Raw genomic sequence first — 15,480 nt, 5'->3', positions numbered from 1 at the left:
TCAGCACAGGGAGAACGTGAGGTTGGTGCAGATGTACTCACAGGAGTTGGTGGCGGTGAAACCGATGTCAATCCGGCCGCCGACGACGTCCATCAGCTCGGTCTCGCTCAGCTCGTTCAGCGTCGCGCCAGAGGGGTTCGCGGGCAGCTGGGCGCGCTGCTCGGCGGTGAGGCTCTCGCGGAACGACGGGTCCTTCCAGGCGCGGATGATCATGTCAGGGGTCATCATGTTGGGCCGCCTCCTTTTTGACGGCCCTCCCAGGCTAGCCCGCGAACTCCGGCTGCTTCAAACGTCTCCGCCTTTTCATGTATCACCGGGTGTTTCCGGTATGAGTCGCGGACACCCCATTCCCCCTGGCGCGTGGAAGGGAAATCACGCGTGGTGAAACGCCATCCGCCAAAGGCCCTCCAGGCCTACTCCGCGGGTGGGGCGTCGGGGGGCTTGTGCATCGACTCACGTGCGCGAGCCCGCTCCTCACGCTGCTTGTCGACCAGCGCTCGCGCCTTCTCCTTCTGCGGCTCCTCCAGGAGCGCTTCGACCTCGCGGTACGCCGCCGCCTCGTTGTCCTCCATCGCCTGGAGCAGGAGCTGTTGCCGCTTCAGTTGCTCATCGTTCAAGGGGGCGGGAGGTTGGGCCGGAGGCCTGTACGGAGGCCGGCCTCCCCGGCCCGCGGGGCCAACCCTGACAGGCATGGCTCCTGGCGGCGCATTGCCCCCCATCGGAGGCGTCCAGATGGCCCGCAGCTCTTCACGCAGGGGCCTGTTGGTCACGGCCAGCGCTTCGTCCCGCTGGCCGATCTTGATCAGCTGGTCGGTGCTCAGCCCCAGCTCCTGATAGTGCTCGAGCATCAACGCGAGGGGGGACTCGAAGAGGATCCTGGGAGGCGGCTGCCGTCGCTGTTCCACCGGCGGGGACGATGCGCAGGCTGTGACAAGGGCCACCAGCAACAACCACGGCGCGGGATGACGCGGCGACATCGGTCCTCCTTGGGGAATGAGCACGGGCGTGACGCTTCGCTCTCTGACGTAGAGTACACGGGTGATGTTTCCCCCTGATGACTCCGCCGGCCTGAATGACGGCTATGTGTACCGCGAGCGGATTGGCGGCGCCTCCGTGGGGCGCACCGCGCTCGCCTGGCTGTCGGGCACGTACCGGCACTCCACCGAGGAGGAATGGCGTGCGCGCTTCGTGCGCGGCGAGGTGCGGCTGGACGGCGTCATCGCGACCGGCGACGAGGTGCTGCGGGCCCACCAGGAGCTCTGCTGGCACCGGCCGCCCTGGCGGGAACCTCGGACGCCCGACAGCTTCGAGCTGGTGTACGAGGATGCTTCGCTGCTCGCGGTCATCAAGCCGAGCGGGCTGCCGACGCTGCCCTCCGGCGGCTTCCTCAAGAACACGCTGCTCTCGTTCGTGCGGCTGCGCTGGCCGGAGGCCTCCGCGATGCACCGGCTGGGGCGGGCGACCTCCGGGCTGGTGCTCTTCTCCCGCACGCATGAAGCCGCCGCGAAGCTCCTGCGCGACTGGCGCGAGGGCGACGTGGAGAAGCGCTACCGGGCGCTCTCGGATGGGGTCGCGGCGCAGGCGTCCTATGACATCCACACGCCCATCGGGCTGGTGCCTCACCCCCTGCTGGGGTCGGTGCACGGGGCAACCGAGAACGGCAAGCCGTCACACAGCCGCGCGGAGGTCCTGGAGCGGCGTGACGGGCAGACCCTCTTCGAGGTGCGCATCCACACGGGCCGCCCCGAGCAGATCCGCATCCACCTGGCGTCCATCGGCCACCCGCTCACGGGAGATCCGATGTTCGTCTCGGGAGGTCTTCCCCGCGAGCGGGACCCCGGCCTGCCCGGAGACGGCGGCTACCTGCTCCACGCGGAGACGCTCGTGTTCACGCATCCGCTCACGGCAGAGCGCGTGCGGCTGCACGCCCCTCCTCCAGCCGGGTTGAGGATGGCGTCGGAAGGCTGAGCCCGACACGCCAGGGCATCAATAGGTGCCCCACCGCGTAGGAAGCGGGCCACTCCATTGGGTCTTGAGTCCCGGCGTCGTCAGCGGCGCGGTGCCATTGATGCGCATGACGCTGGAGCTCTCGTTGTTGAGGCCGGACCAGTCCGCGGCGATGTTGCGGCAGTAGCGGTCCTTCGCGAGCCCGGTGGTCATGTCGTGGATGCAGGGGGTGGCATCCCAGACGCGGTCGGCTTGCAGGCGCTGGACGGCGGCGACGATGCTCAAGGGCATCTCCCCAGAGGCCCGGACGAAGGGAACGCCATCGACAGGCGCGCCCGTCGACGACAGCAGCTCGAACACCTTGCCGGAGTAGCTCAGCGTGCCCGCCATGCTGAAGTCCCAGGCACTGGCGCTGAAGGGCTGGGTCTGTCCACAGGAGGCCGGGTTGCCGGGAGTGTCGGTGCAGGTCCCGCCGAGGTGCAGCACCAGCACGGCGCCCGTCTCCACCGTGTAGCCCTGGGGGAAGGTGAAGGCGAACTCGGAGTTGGTCAGCTCCTGGAGGGAGATGCCGGTCAGCGTTCCGCCGGTGACGGCCACCAGCTCGATGAGGTCCTGCGGAGCGTCGGGGTTGATCTCGGTGATGCGAAGCGAGGCCTCCGGCGGGGGCCCACCGCCATCCAGGGTGCCCGCATCCGAGCCGCCAGCGTCCGGAGAGCCCGCGTCGCCGGAGCCCGCGTCCCCGGTGCCCGCGTCGGGAGTGCTGGCGTCCATGCCCGAGTCACCCGTGCCCGCGTCCCCTGTTCCCGCGTCTGGCGCGGATGCCTGAACGCAGCGTTCTTCAACGCAGACGATGGCGGGGCCCCGGGATGCACAGTCCGCGGTGTCCGTGCACTCAGGTTCGGAGCAGGCGGAGACGAGCGGGAGCAGGGCAAAAGCTGCGAGTCGCGGGCGGAGCATGGGGCGGACCTGGAGGCGGGGTTGGGGTGCGGGGATGCGAACTGAAACATAGCCCAGCTCTACGGTACTGGGCGGACTGACTGTTTGGTGTTTATCTCGTTTTGCAGTTATTCCTTGTAGAGGATTGTCATTTGCCTAGAGTGGGGACAACCCTCACGAAGGAACGTCCATGTTTTCAAGAAGGGTCGTGCTCGCGGCAGGATGCATTGCGTTGGGTCTCGGGTGTGGTGAGCCGCCCGACGAGACGCAGGAGATCGTCGGCAATCTGGTCCAGGCCGGCTTCCCCTCCAACGACATCATGGTCGTCGACGGGAAGGTCTACGTCGGGCGGGATGCCGAGGTGTCCCTGGCCGCCTCGCGCGAGATGATCGCGGCGGACTCCACCACCGAGGAGCAGTACCGCACGAACAACCTCGTCAGCCCGTCCCTGACGAAGATCTGTATCGACGGCCCGGCGTTCACCGGTGCGTTCAGCACGGCGCTGGATCTCGCCATCCAGAACTACGACGAGCTCGCGCTCCCGTTCGCCATGGCGCGCGCGCCGAGCACCGGCTGCAGCTTCACCATCAGCGCGGTCATCAACCCGAGCCTGAATGGCGGTTCGGCCGGGTTCCCGGCGAACGGGAATCCGTATGGGCAGATCATCATTGGAGGTCTGCTCAGTCAGTACGGCGTCGACGTCATCGAGCACGTCATCACGCATGAGATTGGACATACCATCGGCTTCCGACACTCGGACTACTACAACCGCGGCATCAGCTGCGGCAGTGGCGGCGACGAGGGTGACGCCGGCATCGGCGCGATCCACATCCCGGGCACGCCGACCACGGCGACCGTGGGTGGCTCGCTCATGAACTCCTGCTTCCGCTCGGTCGAGTCGGGCGAGTTCACCGCCAGCGACCTCACCGCGCTGTCCACGCTGTACCCGGCGGCGGCTGCTCCCAGCCTGGTCAGTGGCGTGGCCTCGAACCGCTGCCTGGATGTGACCGGAGGCAGCTCCGCTCAGGGAACGCCCACCCAGCTCTGGGAGTGCAACGGAACCGCCGCGCAGCAGTGGACCCTGACCGCGCAGGGAGAACTGCGAAGCAACCTGGCGCCCAACCTGTGTCTGGACGTCGAGGGCGGAAATTCCGCGCAGGGTACCCGCGTGCAGATCTGGGGATGCAACGGGACGGCCGCCCAGCGGTGGACCCGGGTGGGCTCCACGTTCCAGAGCGCGCTGGGGGCCAACCTCTGCCTGGACGTCTTCAACGCCGACACGACGCCGGGCACCCGGATCCAGATCTGGGCGTGCAACTCGACGAACGCCCAGAACTGGTTCACGCGCTGAACCCGGGCCCCTGGCCCGGTCTTTAGCGTCCCCGCGTCATGACGCCGCCCTGCTCCAGCAGCCCGAACAGCTCGAGCAGGGCCTCCACGGGAAAGACATACCCGTACTCGGCATGGGCCGCGTCGCGGATGTCCGCGACGGAGCGCTTGCCGTCGGCGTAGCTCGCGAGCGCATCCGCCAGTTGGTAGAAGCGCAGCTCGCTCTCCCCCTGTTCGCGCAGCGCCGTGGCCGCGGCGTTCATGGCGGCCTTCACCGTGTCCACCCGGGCCTTGGATTCGGCGGGCGCGTTGCGCTCCAGCTCGTCGAACGACGCGAGCTCCTGGCCCTTCACGCGACGCGGAATGAAGGCCCGCGCCTTGCGCTCGGCTTCGCCAGGGGAGGGCTCCTTCAGGGACACCCCGCGCGCCTTCGCGTCCGCTTCCAGGCGCTTCAGGGCCTGGGACTCGGCGCTCTCCAGGGCCTGGACCAGCGCCTTCACCGGCTCGGCGGGCGCGCCCAGGGCCAGGCAGGAGCGCAGGGCGTCGCGTTCGCGCTGGTAGCCCGCGCGCACCCCGGCGCGGGCCAGACGGGCGAAGCCGGGCACCTGCGCGGCGGGCGTCGCGGCCAGCTCGCGGCGGGCCCGGAACTCGTCCTCGGCCACGCGCTTCGCGCCGTGCACCGCCACCAGGCGCGAAAGCTCCAGGGCGCCCGCGCCTTCGGCCCACGCGGCGACGGTGATGGTGGCCAGTCCCGCGAACGCGGCGCGGTGCAACTGGGTGGGGTCCACGTTCTCCGGCCGGTCGCCGCTGGTGTGGTAGCCGTCATCGGGCCATGTGGAGATGGCGACGCCGGGGATGCCGTGGTCGTTGAAGAGCTGGTGATCCGAACCGCGGCTGTAGCGGTCCATGTGCGCGTCCATCGGGTCGCGCGAGCCGGTGACCGACCCGATGCGGAAGTCCTTCCTCACCGGGTAGGTCACCCCGTTGAAGCGGTTCATGAAGGCCACCGTGGACTCGGACACGGCGTTCACGAAGCTGCCATTCCAGTCCGGCGTGTAGGAGACCTGGAAGCGTGAGTGGGCGCGCGTCAGGCTGGCGCCGAGCATGTCGAAGTTGAACTGCGCCACCCGTCGCACCGGATCCGCGCCGTGATGGGAGAACCACTCGCGGGTGCCCTCGAACTCCGGCAGCCACAGCACGCGCAGGGTGCGCACCGGCCGGGGCAGCACGCCCTGGCGGATGAGCGTGGTGTACGTGCGCACCAGCTCCAGCAGCGTGGCGGAGCCGGAGGCGTTGTCATCCGCGCCGGGCTTGTAGTGGTCCAGGTGGGCGGTGAGGACGACCTCCTCTCCCGCCATCGTCCCGGGGATGACGCCGCTGACGATGCTGAGGTGCCCCGTGGGGGCCTGCGTGGCGACGCTCACGTCCACCTTCACCGGTCCCTCCCGCAGCTGGGTGCGCAGCTCGGTCCCCTGCCGGTTCGACACCATGAACAGGAAGGGCGTCCGCATGCCCTGCGGGATGAGGCTCCGTGGCACGGCGGCCCAGCCCACCTGATCCGGGAAGTCGCCGTCCATGCGGTGAGGCGCGTTCCAGGGCGGCGTCGAATAGGAAGACACCACGCCCACGGCGCCGTACTTCACCACCGCGTGGCGCAGCGTGGCCGAGAGGTGGCCCTGGCTGAGCACCACCTTGCCCTTCACGTCCTTGCCTGCGTAGTCGGCGTCCTGGGTGCCCATGCCCACGTCGACCAGCTCCAGGCCCTTGCCCTCGAAGCTGCCGCTGCCCATCGCCAGGGACATGGGCAGGTCGGCGTAGGACGTCACCCGGTACCGGTGGGGACCCGCCACCCACAGCTCGCCGCGCGTGGCCCGCCACTGGGGACCGTCCTTCATCGCCTCCAGCTGGACGTCCTGAAGCCCCGCGGCCTCGGCGGCGGCCTTCGTCCAGGCGGCCGCCTCCGTGTAGCCCTCCACGCTGTCCCGGGCGATGAGGGACAGCCGCTGCACGCCGTCATGGATGCGGTCGCCAGAGCTCTCATGGATGAGCGCGCGCACCACGTCGTCCCGGAGCACCAGGCCGGTGGTGGGAGAGATGGGACCCAGCGGGGAGGTGGGCGACTGGGCGGAGGCGCTGAGTGAGACAGACAGCGCGAGAAGGGCGAAGGACAACGGGCGGATGGGCATGTCGCCCCCGTTCTACACCGTGCCCGTGGGGAAGCGCTTCGCGGCTCGAGGTCCAGGGCGAAGCGCTCGACAGGCGCGTTCATCGACCGCGGCTTCGAACCATGACGTACAGGTGCTGCTCGTTGTGAGCCAGGGCGACTTCACCACCGTGCAGCGGGATGCACAGGTGCGCGGCCTCCTGCACACCGGGACGGGGGGCCTTCCCACCCGGGACGGTTGCATGCGCTGGCACATGTGTTGCTCTCATAGGGGGTTCATGGTCGATCTCATCGTGCTGGTTGTGTGGCTCATCGTCCTCGCGGGGCCCGTGCTCGTCGTGGCGGGCATCGTCGTCATGCTGAAGGGCGCCGGGTCCCGTGGCGGCGTCCTGACCCTCCTGGGCGCCGTGACGATGGGGCTCGTGTACTGGGCCTACAGTGCAATCAATCACATGCACTACTCGAAGGGGCGCGTGCTGCGCCTCAAGGGGCGCGCTCGCGTGGCCCGTCGCGCCCTGGGAGAAGGCTGGGCGGACGACGCCGCTCCTGCACTCGAAGGGCTCACGCCCTGGCAGCGGAGCGTGCTGGGGGAGGCGTGGCTGTACTCCGCGGGCATGGAGCACGCGTCGGTTCCCGCCTTCGCGAAGCTGTCGCTCAAGCTCTCCGCCCTGGGCGCGCCCTCGGAGTTGCTGGAGGCGTGTCACCTGGCGGCCCTGGATGAAGTCCGTCATGCCCGGCGGTGTTTCGCGCTCGCCCGGGCCTACTCGGGGCTGCCGTGGAGCGCGGGGATGATTCCGGAGCTGAGCCAGGAACGTCTCCCGCGTCCCGCTCCAGTCGAAGGCGACGAATGGGCGCGGCTGGTGCGCGGGTCGTTGCTGGATGGATGCCTGGGGGAAGGGCTGGCCGCCAGCGTCGCCGCTGAAGCATCGAGGCGGGCCAGCGACCCGGTCGTGCGGGAGACCCTGGCGGTCATCGCCGAGGACGAGGGCCGCCACGCGGAGCTGGCCTGGGATGTCATCGCCTTCGCCCTGGAGCGGGGCGGCGGCAAGGCGCGGCAGGCGCTGCGTCAGGCATTGGAGGCGCTGGAGACACAAACCACGCCCGAGCTCCCCAACATCCCGGGAGTCGACGAGGCCTTCCTGGCGCGCAACGGAGTGTTGCCCCAGGCGGAGCTGGGACGGCTGATGGAGGAGTGCATCCAGCGGACGCGGGCGCGAGCTGGAGCGTGCGGAAGCAGGCCAGACAGGACAGGCCGGTGGCCACGCCGGAGCGCGCGAGGGGGTGTGACTCCAGGGCTGGCGGCATGATGACCGGAAGCAGAAGCCCAGCAACCCGGTGGGGTTGCTGGGCCTCTGTACCTCCACTTCAAGCTGGCGGACTACCGGACGACGGTCAGCGCCGTGTCATCGATGAAGAAGCTCGTCTGCAGCGACGAGTCCTCCGTGCCGTTGAAGTAGATGCGGACGGTCTGGCCCTTGTACGCGGCCAGGTTGAACGTCCGCTGGACGTAGGCCGTGCCCTTGTCCAGGTTGCTGTACGTGGCCAGCGTGGCCAGCACCGTGCCCGCGCTGTTGCGAACCTGGACGGCCAGCTTGTCGTAGGCCGTCGAGGTCGTCGTCTCCGCCGTGGTGATGCGCGCCCAGAAGGTGAACGTGGCGCTGCACGCCGTGGAGGGGATGGTGACGTCCTGGTACGCGAACTCGGTGCGCGTGGTGCCGTAGCCGTTCATGTAGGCCTTGTACGTGCCCGTGCGCGGCGCGCTGCCGGACGTGCTGCCGTCGATGACGCCGGACGACGTCGTCCAACCCGTGTTGCCGCTCTCGAAGCCCTCGTTGACGAGGAGCTGTTCGGTGATGGAGCAGCTGCCCGTGCCGTTGTTCACCGTCACCGACACCGTGGAGGACGTGCCCACGTTGTTCGCCGCGTCATACGCCTTCGTGGTCAGCGCGTAGGTGCCGTTGGCCACCGCCGTCGTGTTCCAGGAGATGCTGTACGGAGCGGCCGTCGCCGTGCCCAAGAGCGTGGTGCCCGCGAAGAACTCCACGCGCGACACGCCCACGTTGTCGGTGGCGCTGGCGCTCAGGCTCGCGGTGCCGCTCAGCGTGGCGCCGCCCGCGGGCGAGGTGATGGACGTCGTGGGCGGGGTGGTGTCGCTGCCGCCGCCGCCGGTGATGAAGAGCGTGTACAGCAGCTTGTTGGGAGAGCCGGTCCCCGGGCTGGTGACCTTGTTCGGCGTGGAGTTGTTCACCAGCGCGTCGCGCACCTGCGCGGGCGTCGCGGTGGGGTTGGCGCTCAGGTAGAGCGCCGCGGCGCCGGCCACGTGCGGCGACGCCATGGACGTGCCGCTCATGGACGTGCTGGACGAGTTGCCGGAGTTCGACGCGGAGGTGATGCTCGAGCCCGGCGCGAAGATGTCCACGCACGTCCCGTAGTTGGAGAACGACGAGCGGGCGTCGCTGCTGGTGGTGGAGCCCACGGTGATGGCGTTGGGCGTGCGGGCCGGCGAGTAGTTGCAGGCGTTGGCGCTGTCATTGCCGGCGGCGACCACCGTGGTGACGCCCGCGGCGATCAACCGCTCCGTCGCGTCGTCGATGGCCTGGATGCCCACATCGCCCAGGCTCATGTTGGCGACCGCGGGCTTGACGTGGTTGGCCGCCACCCAGTCGATACCGCCAATCACCTGCGCGTCGTTGCCGTAGCCCGTGCAGTCCAGCACGCGCACGCCGTGCAGGGTGACCTTCTTCGCCACGCCCCAGGTGGTGCCGCCCACCGTGCCGGACACGTGCGTGCCGTGGCCGTGGCAGTCGGACGGGTCGCTGTCGTTGTCGATGAAGTCGTAGCCGTTGCCGATGCGGCCGGTGAACTCCGTGTGGGTCTGCCGGATGCCGGTGTCGATGACGTACGCGTGCACGCCGGTGCCGTCGACGTTGTACGTGTAGGAGCTGTTGCGCGGCAGGTCCCGCTGGTCGATGCGGTCGATGCCCCAGGTCGCGTTGGTCTGCGTCGCGGACACGTGGATGAGGCCGTTCTCCTGCACGTAGGCCACGCGCGGGTCGGACAGGAGGCGGCGGGCCTCGGCCTCGGTCATGTTCGCCAGGAAGCCCTGGATGGAGTGCTCATAGGTCCGCAGCACCCGGCCGCCGCCGAGGGACGTCAGCTCCTGGGCGATGTTCGCGGCTCCCTGCTGCCGGACCGCCTGCGTCGCGTCGCGCAGGACCACGATGTACTCGTTGGGGATGGCCCGCTCGCGGCGGATCATCTGCGCCGTCTGACCGATCTGCTCGCTGTCGGACTCCGGGCCCTCCGGCATCGGGCCGCCGCACGCCGCGGCCAGAAGGGAGATGGCGCTCACCGCCTGGGTCAGTTTCAGTTTCATTCGGCCTCTCAGGGAACGTGCGGGCACCGGGACGGAAGCCCTCGCACAAACAGTGAAATTATATTTTCATGAAAAAGCGGTCAATCCCGTGGGGCCCCGCACGGGAGCGCGAACTGACACACTGTCGGCTAAACGGAGGTGGACGAACGGTGGCTGCATCGAAGTCGATGGTGGGATTGACCGCGGGGCTGCTGGTCGGCGGACACAAGGCGGCCCGGCTGCTGGAGGCGGAGCTCGAAGCCACCGGGCTCAGCGCCGGTGAGGCGGTCCTGCTGTCCGTGCTGGCCTCTGGCGCCATGACGATGACCGGCGTCATGTCCACGCTGCACATCGGGGCGTCCACGGCGACCAGCCTGGTGTCGCGGCTGGAGAAGCACGGCTATGTGCGGCGCTCCCGCAACCCCGAGGACGGGCGCTCCCTGCTGGTCTCCATGACTGCCTCCGGCGCTGCTCAGTGCAAGGCGGCGGAGGCGGCCTTCACCAAGGTCGACGCGAAGCTCGCGGAAGCTGGCCGTGAGGCCGTCCGGGGGCACACCACGCTGATGAAGCGGCTCTCTGGCCTTTCCTGAAGCTTTCATCTACTACGAAAGTGTATTACGTTTTCGTAGTAGATGAGGGAGGCATGGCCATGGATGACGACGTTTTTCTCGAACGATTCTCACGGGGAGAGCTGAGCGATTTCGCCCATCTCGACCATGTGCGGGTGGTCTACCTCTACACGCTCAGGGCGGGGCGTGAGGCGGCCGTCGAGCTCACCCGCGCGGGCCTGCGGGCGCTGACCGGCCGGCTTGGAGTGCCGGAGAAGTACCACGAGACCATGACGGTCGCGTGGGTCCGGCTCGTCAGCGCGCGGGCAGCGGCAAGCCCCGGCCGCGACTTCACCGCGTTCATCCACGACAACCCCCGGTTCCTGCGCAAGGACCTCCTGGAGGACTACTACTCCCGCGAGGTCCTCTTCGGAGCGGAGGCGCGCGGCCGGTTCGTCGAGCCGGACCGGCGGCCACTCTCGATGGAGCATGAGCGGGATTGACGGCGACTCAGGACGTGCGCGGCTCGAGGCTCCGGGCGTGAAGCGCCCGGGCCAGTGTCGCGACGAGGTGCGCGGCGTCGTCGAAGCGAGAGTACGTGTCCGGGCCGGCGTCGCGAGGCCAGAGACACTCCAGACGGCCGCGATGGCAGCGGAGATAGAACCCCGGGCGCCGGAGCAGCACGGCGCGGAGCGGCTCCGTCAGGTGGGCTCCGAGCCACCCCGACCTGTCGTCCAGCACGAAGAGCTCATCGAAGGACCGCGGGCCCGGGCGCTCCACGGGATGCAGGCGCGGGGAGAACTCGAACCTCCTGGCGTAGAGCGCGAAGATGACGGTCTCCGGGACCTGGGCGCGCACGCGCCAGTAGTGGAGGCCGTGCAGTCCCCGGCTTCTCTCCTCCATGGGGATCTCCTTGCTCGAGGACCAGGAGGTCTCGTAGGCCAGCAGCGGGACGCCGTCGTGGAGGAAGCGGAGGCGCTCCCAGCGTTCGGGCGCGTTCCCCTGACCGGGTTGACGGAGCAGGTCGACGAAGCCCAGCGGCACGGCCGGGAGGATGTCGCCCGACAGCGCGCGGGAGATCGCCGGAAGAACGCGGTCGTGGATGCGGTCCGTGGCCGGGATGGAGGCCTCGACCTCCGCGCGCCGGCGTGCCCGGCGCTGGCGGCGAAGCCGTCCCCAGGCAATGAAATAACTCCCCACCGGGACCAGGACCGCCGTCAGCAAGACCTCCCTCAGGCCCATCCGCCTGCCCGCCAGCAACGGGGCGAACTGGAACAGCGCCATCAGCACGGGGATGTAGCCCAGGAGGATTTCGAGGATGTCTCCCCCAGGGTCGGAGAGCGGTGAATCCCGCCCGGGCTGGGGCTTGGAGACGGGCACCGCGACGTCGCTGAGTCCAGTCATCGGCCAGGGACGCTACCACGACACACCTGGTCGAAGCCCTTTACATTGAGCGAACGTTCACTCAATGATGCGGGGCATGCCTCGTACGGCTGACGCCAATGCGGTCCTCCGGGAGAAGACGCGGGAGCGCGTGCTCCAGGCCGCGGTGCGGCTCTTCTCCCGGCACGGCTTCGACGGGACCAGCGTCCGCGCGCTCGCGCAGGAGGCGGACATCGCCGTGGGGCTGCTCTATTCGCACTTCGAATCGAAGGAAGCGGTGCTCTCCGCGCTGATGCAGTCGTCGATGCTGGACGTCGCGCACACACTGGAGGCGGCGGACCGCGAGCTCAGCGCGCGGGGGTTCGTCACGGCCCTGCTCACGTCCGCCGTGGAGATGCTGGACGCGCACCGGGACCTCTGGCGGCTGAGCCAGGGGCTGCGTCACCAGCCGGAGGTGCTGGCGCGGCTGAAGCTGCCGCTGGAGCACTTCCTGGGGGCCACGCACCAGCGGCTGAAAGAGGCACTGGCGGCGCGCGGCGTGCCCGAGCCTGACATCGAAGCGCGGGTGCTCTTCGCCATGGTGGAAGGCATCTCCCAGCAATACGTGCAGCACGAAGGCGGCTACCCCGCGGCCGCGGTGATTCAGGCCGCGGCCCGGAGGTGGCCCGCGACTCCCTCACGCAAGCGAAAGGCAGACACTCCATGAAGCGGCTGAAGGTCCCAGGCGGTGAGATGGCGTGGCATGAGGAGGGGCAGGGCACGCCGGTGGTGCTGGTGCATGGAACGCCATCGTCCTCGCGTGAATGGCGGGACGTGGCCCGGCGGCTCTCGCCGTCGTACCGCGTGCTCATGCCGGAGCACCTGGGGTTCGGTGACAGCGAAAGGCCCGGGGACTGGCGCACCTATTCACTGCCCTGGCACGTGGAGAACCTGCGCGCGTGGTTCGACCAGATGTCGCTGGGGCCCTTCCACCTGGTGGTGCATGACTTCGGAGGCCCCATCGCGCTGCCGCTCGCCATCGCGGCGCCGGAGCGGGTGCTGAGCCTCACCGTGGTGCAGAGCTGGCTGTGGGACCTGAAGGGCCCCAATGTCGACAATGCGCTGATGCGGTGGCTGTATCTGTCCTGGAACTTCTCCGCGCGGATGCTGGTGAAGATGTCCTGGGGCCGCCGAACGAAGCTGACACGGGAGCTGCATCAGTCCTTCATGTCTCAGTTCCCGGACCGGGCGTCACGGATGGGCACGTGGGGCTTCGCGCGCTCCATCTCCCACGAAGGCCCGTGGATGGATGAACAGGGGCAGGGACCTGGGACGGCTCGCGGACATTCCGGCGCTGGTCGTCTGGGGCAAGGCGGACAAGGTCGTGAAGCCGGAGCACCTGTCGCGGTGGAAGCAGGCGCTGCCCCGGGCGCGGGTGCTGGAGCTGGAGGACGTGGGTCACTTTCCTCAACTGGAAGCGCCTGACGCGGTGGGTACCGCGCTGCTGGAGCAACTGGCCCGTGTGAGTCAGCCCCGCTCCATTGACTCCCTGTCGCCAGCGCCGGTTTGATCCTCGGCGTCCGCTGCTGCGCCCCAGGAGTCACCCCATGCCCCATCCCAATGCCGAGACGGCGCTGGACATGCTGGAGTACTGCCGCTTCGCCTACAAGGCGTACGCCCAGGGCTGTGTCTACCCGATGGACCCGTTCTACGAGTCCCACGGGGCCGGGATGTGGCAGGGCGCGAGGGACCGTGTCCTGGCGCAGGTGCACAAGCTGCTCGGCAGCGAAGCGGACATCCACAAATTCGACCCCATCGAATACGACCTGAAGACTCCGCCGAACCCCACGAACGGGGTCGTGTACCGGGGCGGCACGGGAGACGCGCCATACATCCTCTTCCAGCCCCGGCCGCTGGACCGCTCCATCTCCTTCTCGAAGGGCGTGGACCTGGAAGGGGAGGACATCCCCATCAAGGTCGAGGACTTCTTCGGGGAGAAGACGCTGCTGGGCCTGGAGCACTCCCAGGCGACAGGTTCGAAGCGGTGCTGCTACTTCCAGGGCAAGACGGGGATGACACAGACGCATCCCACGGCGGGCTGGCCCAGCTGGATGGGCGCCGCCATCTACGACCCCGAGCTCGAGCGGCTGACGGTCGTCTTTCGCGGCAGCCGGAGCGGAAGCGGCGGACGCGCGTTGGGGCAGGCGCTGGTCAACAGCGTGGGCAGCCCGGACTGGATCACCGACATGAATCACCTGAAGGAGGTGAAGGTCGGCCGGTTCAGCAACGCGAAGCTCTCCGCTGGCTTCTGGTACGCCTACGCGAGCTGCCAGGAGTCCCTGGCGGCGGCCTGCCTGGAGGCGATGCACGGCCGTGTTCCCCGGGAGATTGTCTTCACCGGCCACAGCCTGGGCGGCGCGCTCGCGCAGTGCGCCTACCTGGACCTGGCGGGCGGCGAGCTCCTGGAGAAGGTCTACGCGAAGATCAAGAACCGGGTGAGCGTCTGCTGCTACGCCATCTCCGCTCCGCCCGTGGTGCTGGGGGAGAAGTCGAAGGAGAAGCTGGAGCTGCACATCGGCGGGCCCGCGCAGGTGTTCCACTACTTCTCGCCGTACGACGCCGTCCACAACAGCAAGAAGGTGAAGACCTCCGCGGTGACGACCGTGAACTCCATCGTGGGCGTCACGACCCATCCGCTCACGTCGCCGTGTCACCTGGGCGTGGAGATCCCCCTCAAGGACTGCACGCTGGCCTTCCCGGACGCGCATGAGCCCGAAGAGGTACGCAGGGGGCTCGTCGGGCTCATCCGGAAGGAGAGCCACATGGGCCTGCCCGCGGACCCGGGCTTCTGGCCCACGTTCGACTTCAACCCCGTCGGCGCCTGGGGCTCGTCGGTGCGGCCCGGTGGGGACTGGGCCGCGGAGGCGCTCGCGGCGCACCTGAAGATCGCGCTCATCACCAGTGTCTCGGAAGAGCGGGCGCGAGTGCGCGCGCGGCTCTGGGCGGACGTGGTCAAGGGCAGTGGAAAGAAGAAGGACGACTACGCGGTCGTGGAGGACATGGACGGGGCGTCGTTCGATGCCTTCGCCGATGCGTGCGGCCTGGTGTCGGAGCTGAGCAATCCCTTCACGGACAACCGCTCGAAGAACAAGACGCAGCTGCGGGACCTGCGCAACGAGATGATCAAATCATTTCGAGGGGCCTCGGGGCACAAGGCCTCCTCCAGCGTCTACTTCGTCATGCTCCAGTACCTGACCGCCGCGCAGTACGGCCTGGATATCGTTTGATTCAGGGCCCGCTCGGAGGAATCACTTCCGGTTCGCGCAGAAGGGGGCGTCGAAGGTCCCCGACAGACTCGTCGTCGTTCCGTCGGACTTTTCCCGGACCTGGACATCGAAGCTTCCAACGAGCCGGTCCGTCGTGGCGGTCGTCAGGTGGATGCTCCCGCTGGTGGCCACCGCGAGGGTCTCCGTTCCTCCGTCCGTGAGACTCTGCTGAACCTGGACGAACCCGGGACCGGTATCGCTGCCGACCTCGAAGGTCCCTGTCGCAGGGGGACCGAGGACCCAGACCGACACGAAGCGGGACGGCGGAAGCACATAGCCGGCGTCCGCGGAGGTCGTGCAGAGCCCGGAGAAGTCGCTTTCGGCCAGCACGGCAATCGAGAAAGAGGTCCCGCCGTCGGGGCTGCGCGGCAGGAGCTCGCCGGACCAGGTCACCGGGAAGGCCGTGTCGCCCTGCAAGGACCCCACGCCCTCCGTCTGTTCCGACTTGGAGTCACAGGCAGGAAGGAAGAGCAATCCGATGACGGGAAGGAGTTTCAAGCGCATGGGTCGTCC

Annotated in this window: 14 protein-coding genes and 1 pseudogene; 8 read left to right on the top strand and 7 right to left on the bottom strand. The window is 68.7% G+C overall.

Translation table 11 applies throughout. The annotated features are described in order from the left end of the window. Together ACX114_RS29790 and ACX114_RS29785 are read right to left on the bottom strand one after the other, a co-directional pair. Complete coding sequence (locus ACX114_RS29790; RefSeq protein WP_014398760.1) at positions 1–228, bottom strand: mersacidin/lichenicidin family type 2 lantibiotic; 228 nt, start codon at positions 226–228, stop codon at positions 1–3. Positions 229–413: 185 nt separating this feature from the next. Beyond that, on the bottom strand, positions 414–848 hold the full coding sequence (locus ACX114_RS29785) for a hypothetical protein (protein ID WP_459290104.1): 435 nt from the start codon (positions 846–848) through the stop codon (positions 414–416). A gap of 193 nt (positions 849–1,041) precedes the next feature. On the opposite strand from ACX114_RS29785, the gene ACX114_RS29780 reads away from it, so the two are divergent. Then, entirely contained in the window at positions 1,042–1,968 is a 927-nt protein-coding gene (locus ACX114_RS29780; protein ID WP_459290102.1) for an RluA family pseudouridine synthase, read from the top strand. An 18-nt stretch (positions 1,969–1,986) separates the two neighbouring features. Here ACX114_RS29780 and ACX114_RS29775 read toward each other — a convergent pair whose 3' ends face one another. Then, entirely contained in the window at positions 1,987–2,718 is a 732-nt protein-coding gene (locus ACX114_RS29775) for a hypothetical protein (RefSeq protein WP_459290100.1), read from the bottom strand. 397 nt (positions 2,719–3,115) lie between these two features. On the opposite strand from ACX114_RS29775, the gene ACX114_RS29770 reads away from it, so the two are divergent. Further along, positions 3,116–4,234, top strand: coding sequence for a M57 family metalloprotease (locus ACX114_RS29770; RefSeq protein WP_459290098.1), 1,119 nt, complete (start codon positions 3,116–3,118; stop codon positions 4,232–4,234). Between the two features lie 22 nt (positions 4,235–4,256). Here ACX114_RS29770 and ACX114_RS29765 read toward each other — a convergent pair whose 3' ends face one another. Beyond that, complete coding sequence (locus tag ACX114_RS29765; protein WP_459290097.1) at positions 4,257–6,398, bottom strand: M28 family peptidase; 2,142 nt, start codon at positions 6,396–6,398, stop codon at positions 4,257–4,259. A 256-nt stretch (positions 6,399–6,654) separates the two neighbouring features. Between ACX114_RS29765 and ACX114_RS29760 the strand changes: the two genes are divergently transcribed. Next, entirely contained in the window at positions 6,655–7,683 is a 1,029-nt protein-coding gene (locus ACX114_RS29760; RefSeq protein WP_459290095.1) for a ferritin-like domain-containing protein, read from the top strand. A gap of 71 nt (positions 7,684–7,754) precedes the next feature. Here the strand turns inward: ACX114_RS29760 and ACX114_RS29755 are convergent, their stop codons facing one another. Next, positions 7,755–9,752 (bottom strand): S8 family serine peptidase, encoded by a 1,998-nt coding sequence (locus ACX114_RS29755; protein WP_459290093.1) that lies wholly within the window; start codon positions 9,750–9,752, stop codon positions 7,755–7,757. 149 nt (positions 9,753–9,901) lie between these two features. On the opposite strand from ACX114_RS29755, the gene ACX114_RS29750 reads away from it, so the two are divergent. Both ACX114_RS29750 and ACX114_RS29745 read left to right on the top strand, forming a co-directional pair. Beyond that, on the top strand, positions 9,902–10,321 hold the full coding sequence (locus ACX114_RS29750; protein WP_459290091.1) for a MarR family winged helix-turn-helix transcriptional regulator: 420 nt from the start codon (positions 9,902–9,904) through the stop codon (positions 10,319–10,321). A 59-nt stretch (positions 10,322–10,380) separates the two neighbouring features. Beyond that, complete coding sequence (locus tag ACX114_RS29745) at positions 10,381–10,782, top strand: hypothetical protein (RefSeq protein ID WP_459290089.1); 402 nt, start codon at positions 10,381–10,383, stop codon at positions 10,780–10,782. A gap of 7 nt (positions 10,783–10,789) precedes the next feature. On the opposite strand, the gene ACX114_RS29740 is transcribed toward ACX114_RS29745, so the two are convergent. Further along, on the bottom strand, positions 10,790–11,683 hold the full coding sequence (locus ACX114_RS29740; protein ID WP_459290087.1) for a hypothetical protein: 894 nt from the start codon (positions 11,681–11,683) through the stop codon (positions 10,790–10,792). A gap of 76 nt (positions 11,684–11,759) precedes the next feature. On the opposite strand from ACX114_RS29740, the gene ACX114_RS29735 reads away from it, so the two are divergent. The 3 genes and pseudogenes from ACX114_RS29735 to ACX114_RS29725 all read left to right on the top strand — a co-directional run bounded on the left by ACX114_RS29735 (position 11,760) and on the right by ACX114_RS29725 (position 14,928). Continuing rightward, positions 11,760–12,368, top strand: a complete 609-nt coding sequence (locus ACX114_RS29735) for a TetR/AcrR family transcriptional regulator (protein ID WP_459290085.1) — start codon at positions 11,760–11,762, stop codon at positions 12,366–12,368. After that, a pseudogene (locus tag ACX114_RS29730) lies at positions 12,365–13,123 on the top strand (alpha/beta fold hydrolase); the annotation flags it as partial. The gene ACX114_RS29735 and the pseudogene ACX114_RS29730, both read left to right, overlap by 4 nt. Positions 13,124–13,248: 125 nt before the next feature. Continuing rightward, positions 13,249–14,928 (top strand): lipase family protein, encoded by a 1,680-nt coding sequence (locus ACX114_RS29725; protein ID WP_459290083.1) that lies wholly within the window; start codon positions 13,249–13,251, stop codon positions 14,926–14,928. Positions 14,929–14,949: 21 nt separating this feature from the next. Here the strand turns inward: ACX114_RS29725 and ACX114_RS29720 are convergent, their stop codons facing one another. Beyond that, a complete protein-coding gene (locus ACX114_RS29720; protein WP_459290081.1) occupies positions 14,950–15,471 on the bottom strand; it encodes a hypothetical protein in 522 nt (173 codons plus the stop codon). Between the last annotated feature and the right edge of the window lie 9 nt (positions 15,472–15,480).

This window comes from Corallococcus sp. M7 (assembly GCF_054512695.1).
Note: the sequence above shows the minus strand (reverse complement) of the source record. Positions and strands in the feature narration are given on the sequence as shown.

Excerpts from the sequence above, each read along its gene's own strand:
- ACX114_RS29760 (WP_459290095.1), top strand. The coding sequence starts at position 6,655 with ATGGTCGATCTCATCGTGCTGGTTGTGTGGCTCATCGTCCTCGCGGGG.
- ACX114_RS29720 (WP_459290081.1), bottom strand. The coding sequence starts at position 15,471 with ATGCGCTTGAAACTCCTTCCCGTCATCGGATTGCTCTTCCTTCCTGCC.
- ACX114_RS29790 (WP_014398760.1), bottom strand. The coding sequence starts at position 228 with ATGATGACCCCTGACATGATCATCCGCGCCTGGAAGGACCCGTCGTTC.
- ACX114_RS29780 (WP_459290102.1), top strand. The coding sequence starts at position 1,042 with ATGTTTCCCCCTGATGACTCCGCCGGCCTGAATGACGGCTATGTGTAC.
- ACX114_RS29765 (WP_459290097.1), bottom strand. The coding sequence starts at position 6,398 with ATGCCCATCCGCCCGTTGTCCTTCGCCCTTCTCGCGCTGTCTGTCTCA.
- ACX114_RS29775 (WP_459290100.1), bottom strand. The coding sequence starts at position 2,718 with ATGGACGCCAGCACTCCCGACGCGGGCACCGGGGACGCGGGCTCCGGC.
- ACX114_RS29725 (WP_459290083.1), top strand. The coding sequence starts at position 13,249 with ATGCCCCATCCCAATGCCGAGACGGCGCTGGACATGCTGGAGTACTGC.
- ACX114_RS29785 (WP_459290104.1), bottom strand. The coding sequence starts at position 848 with ATGCTCGAGCACTATCAGGAGCTGGGGCTGAGCACCGACCAGCTGATC.
- ACX114_RS29740 (WP_459290087.1), bottom strand. The coding sequence starts at position 11,683 with ATGACTGGACTCAGCGACGTCGCGGTGCCCGTCTCCAAGCCCCAGCCC.
- ACX114_RS29745 (WP_459290089.1), top strand. The coding sequence starts at position 10,381 with ATGGATGACGACGTTTTTCTCGAACGATTCTCACGGGGAGAGCTGAGC.
- ACX114_RS29755 (WP_459290093.1), bottom strand. The coding sequence starts at position 9,752 with ATGAAACTGAAACTGACCCAGGCGGTGAGCGCCATCTCCCTTCTGGCC.
- ACX114_RS29735 (WP_459290085.1), top strand. The coding sequence starts at position 11,760 with ATGCCTCGTACGGCTGACGCCAATGCGGTCCTCCGGGAGAAGACGCGG.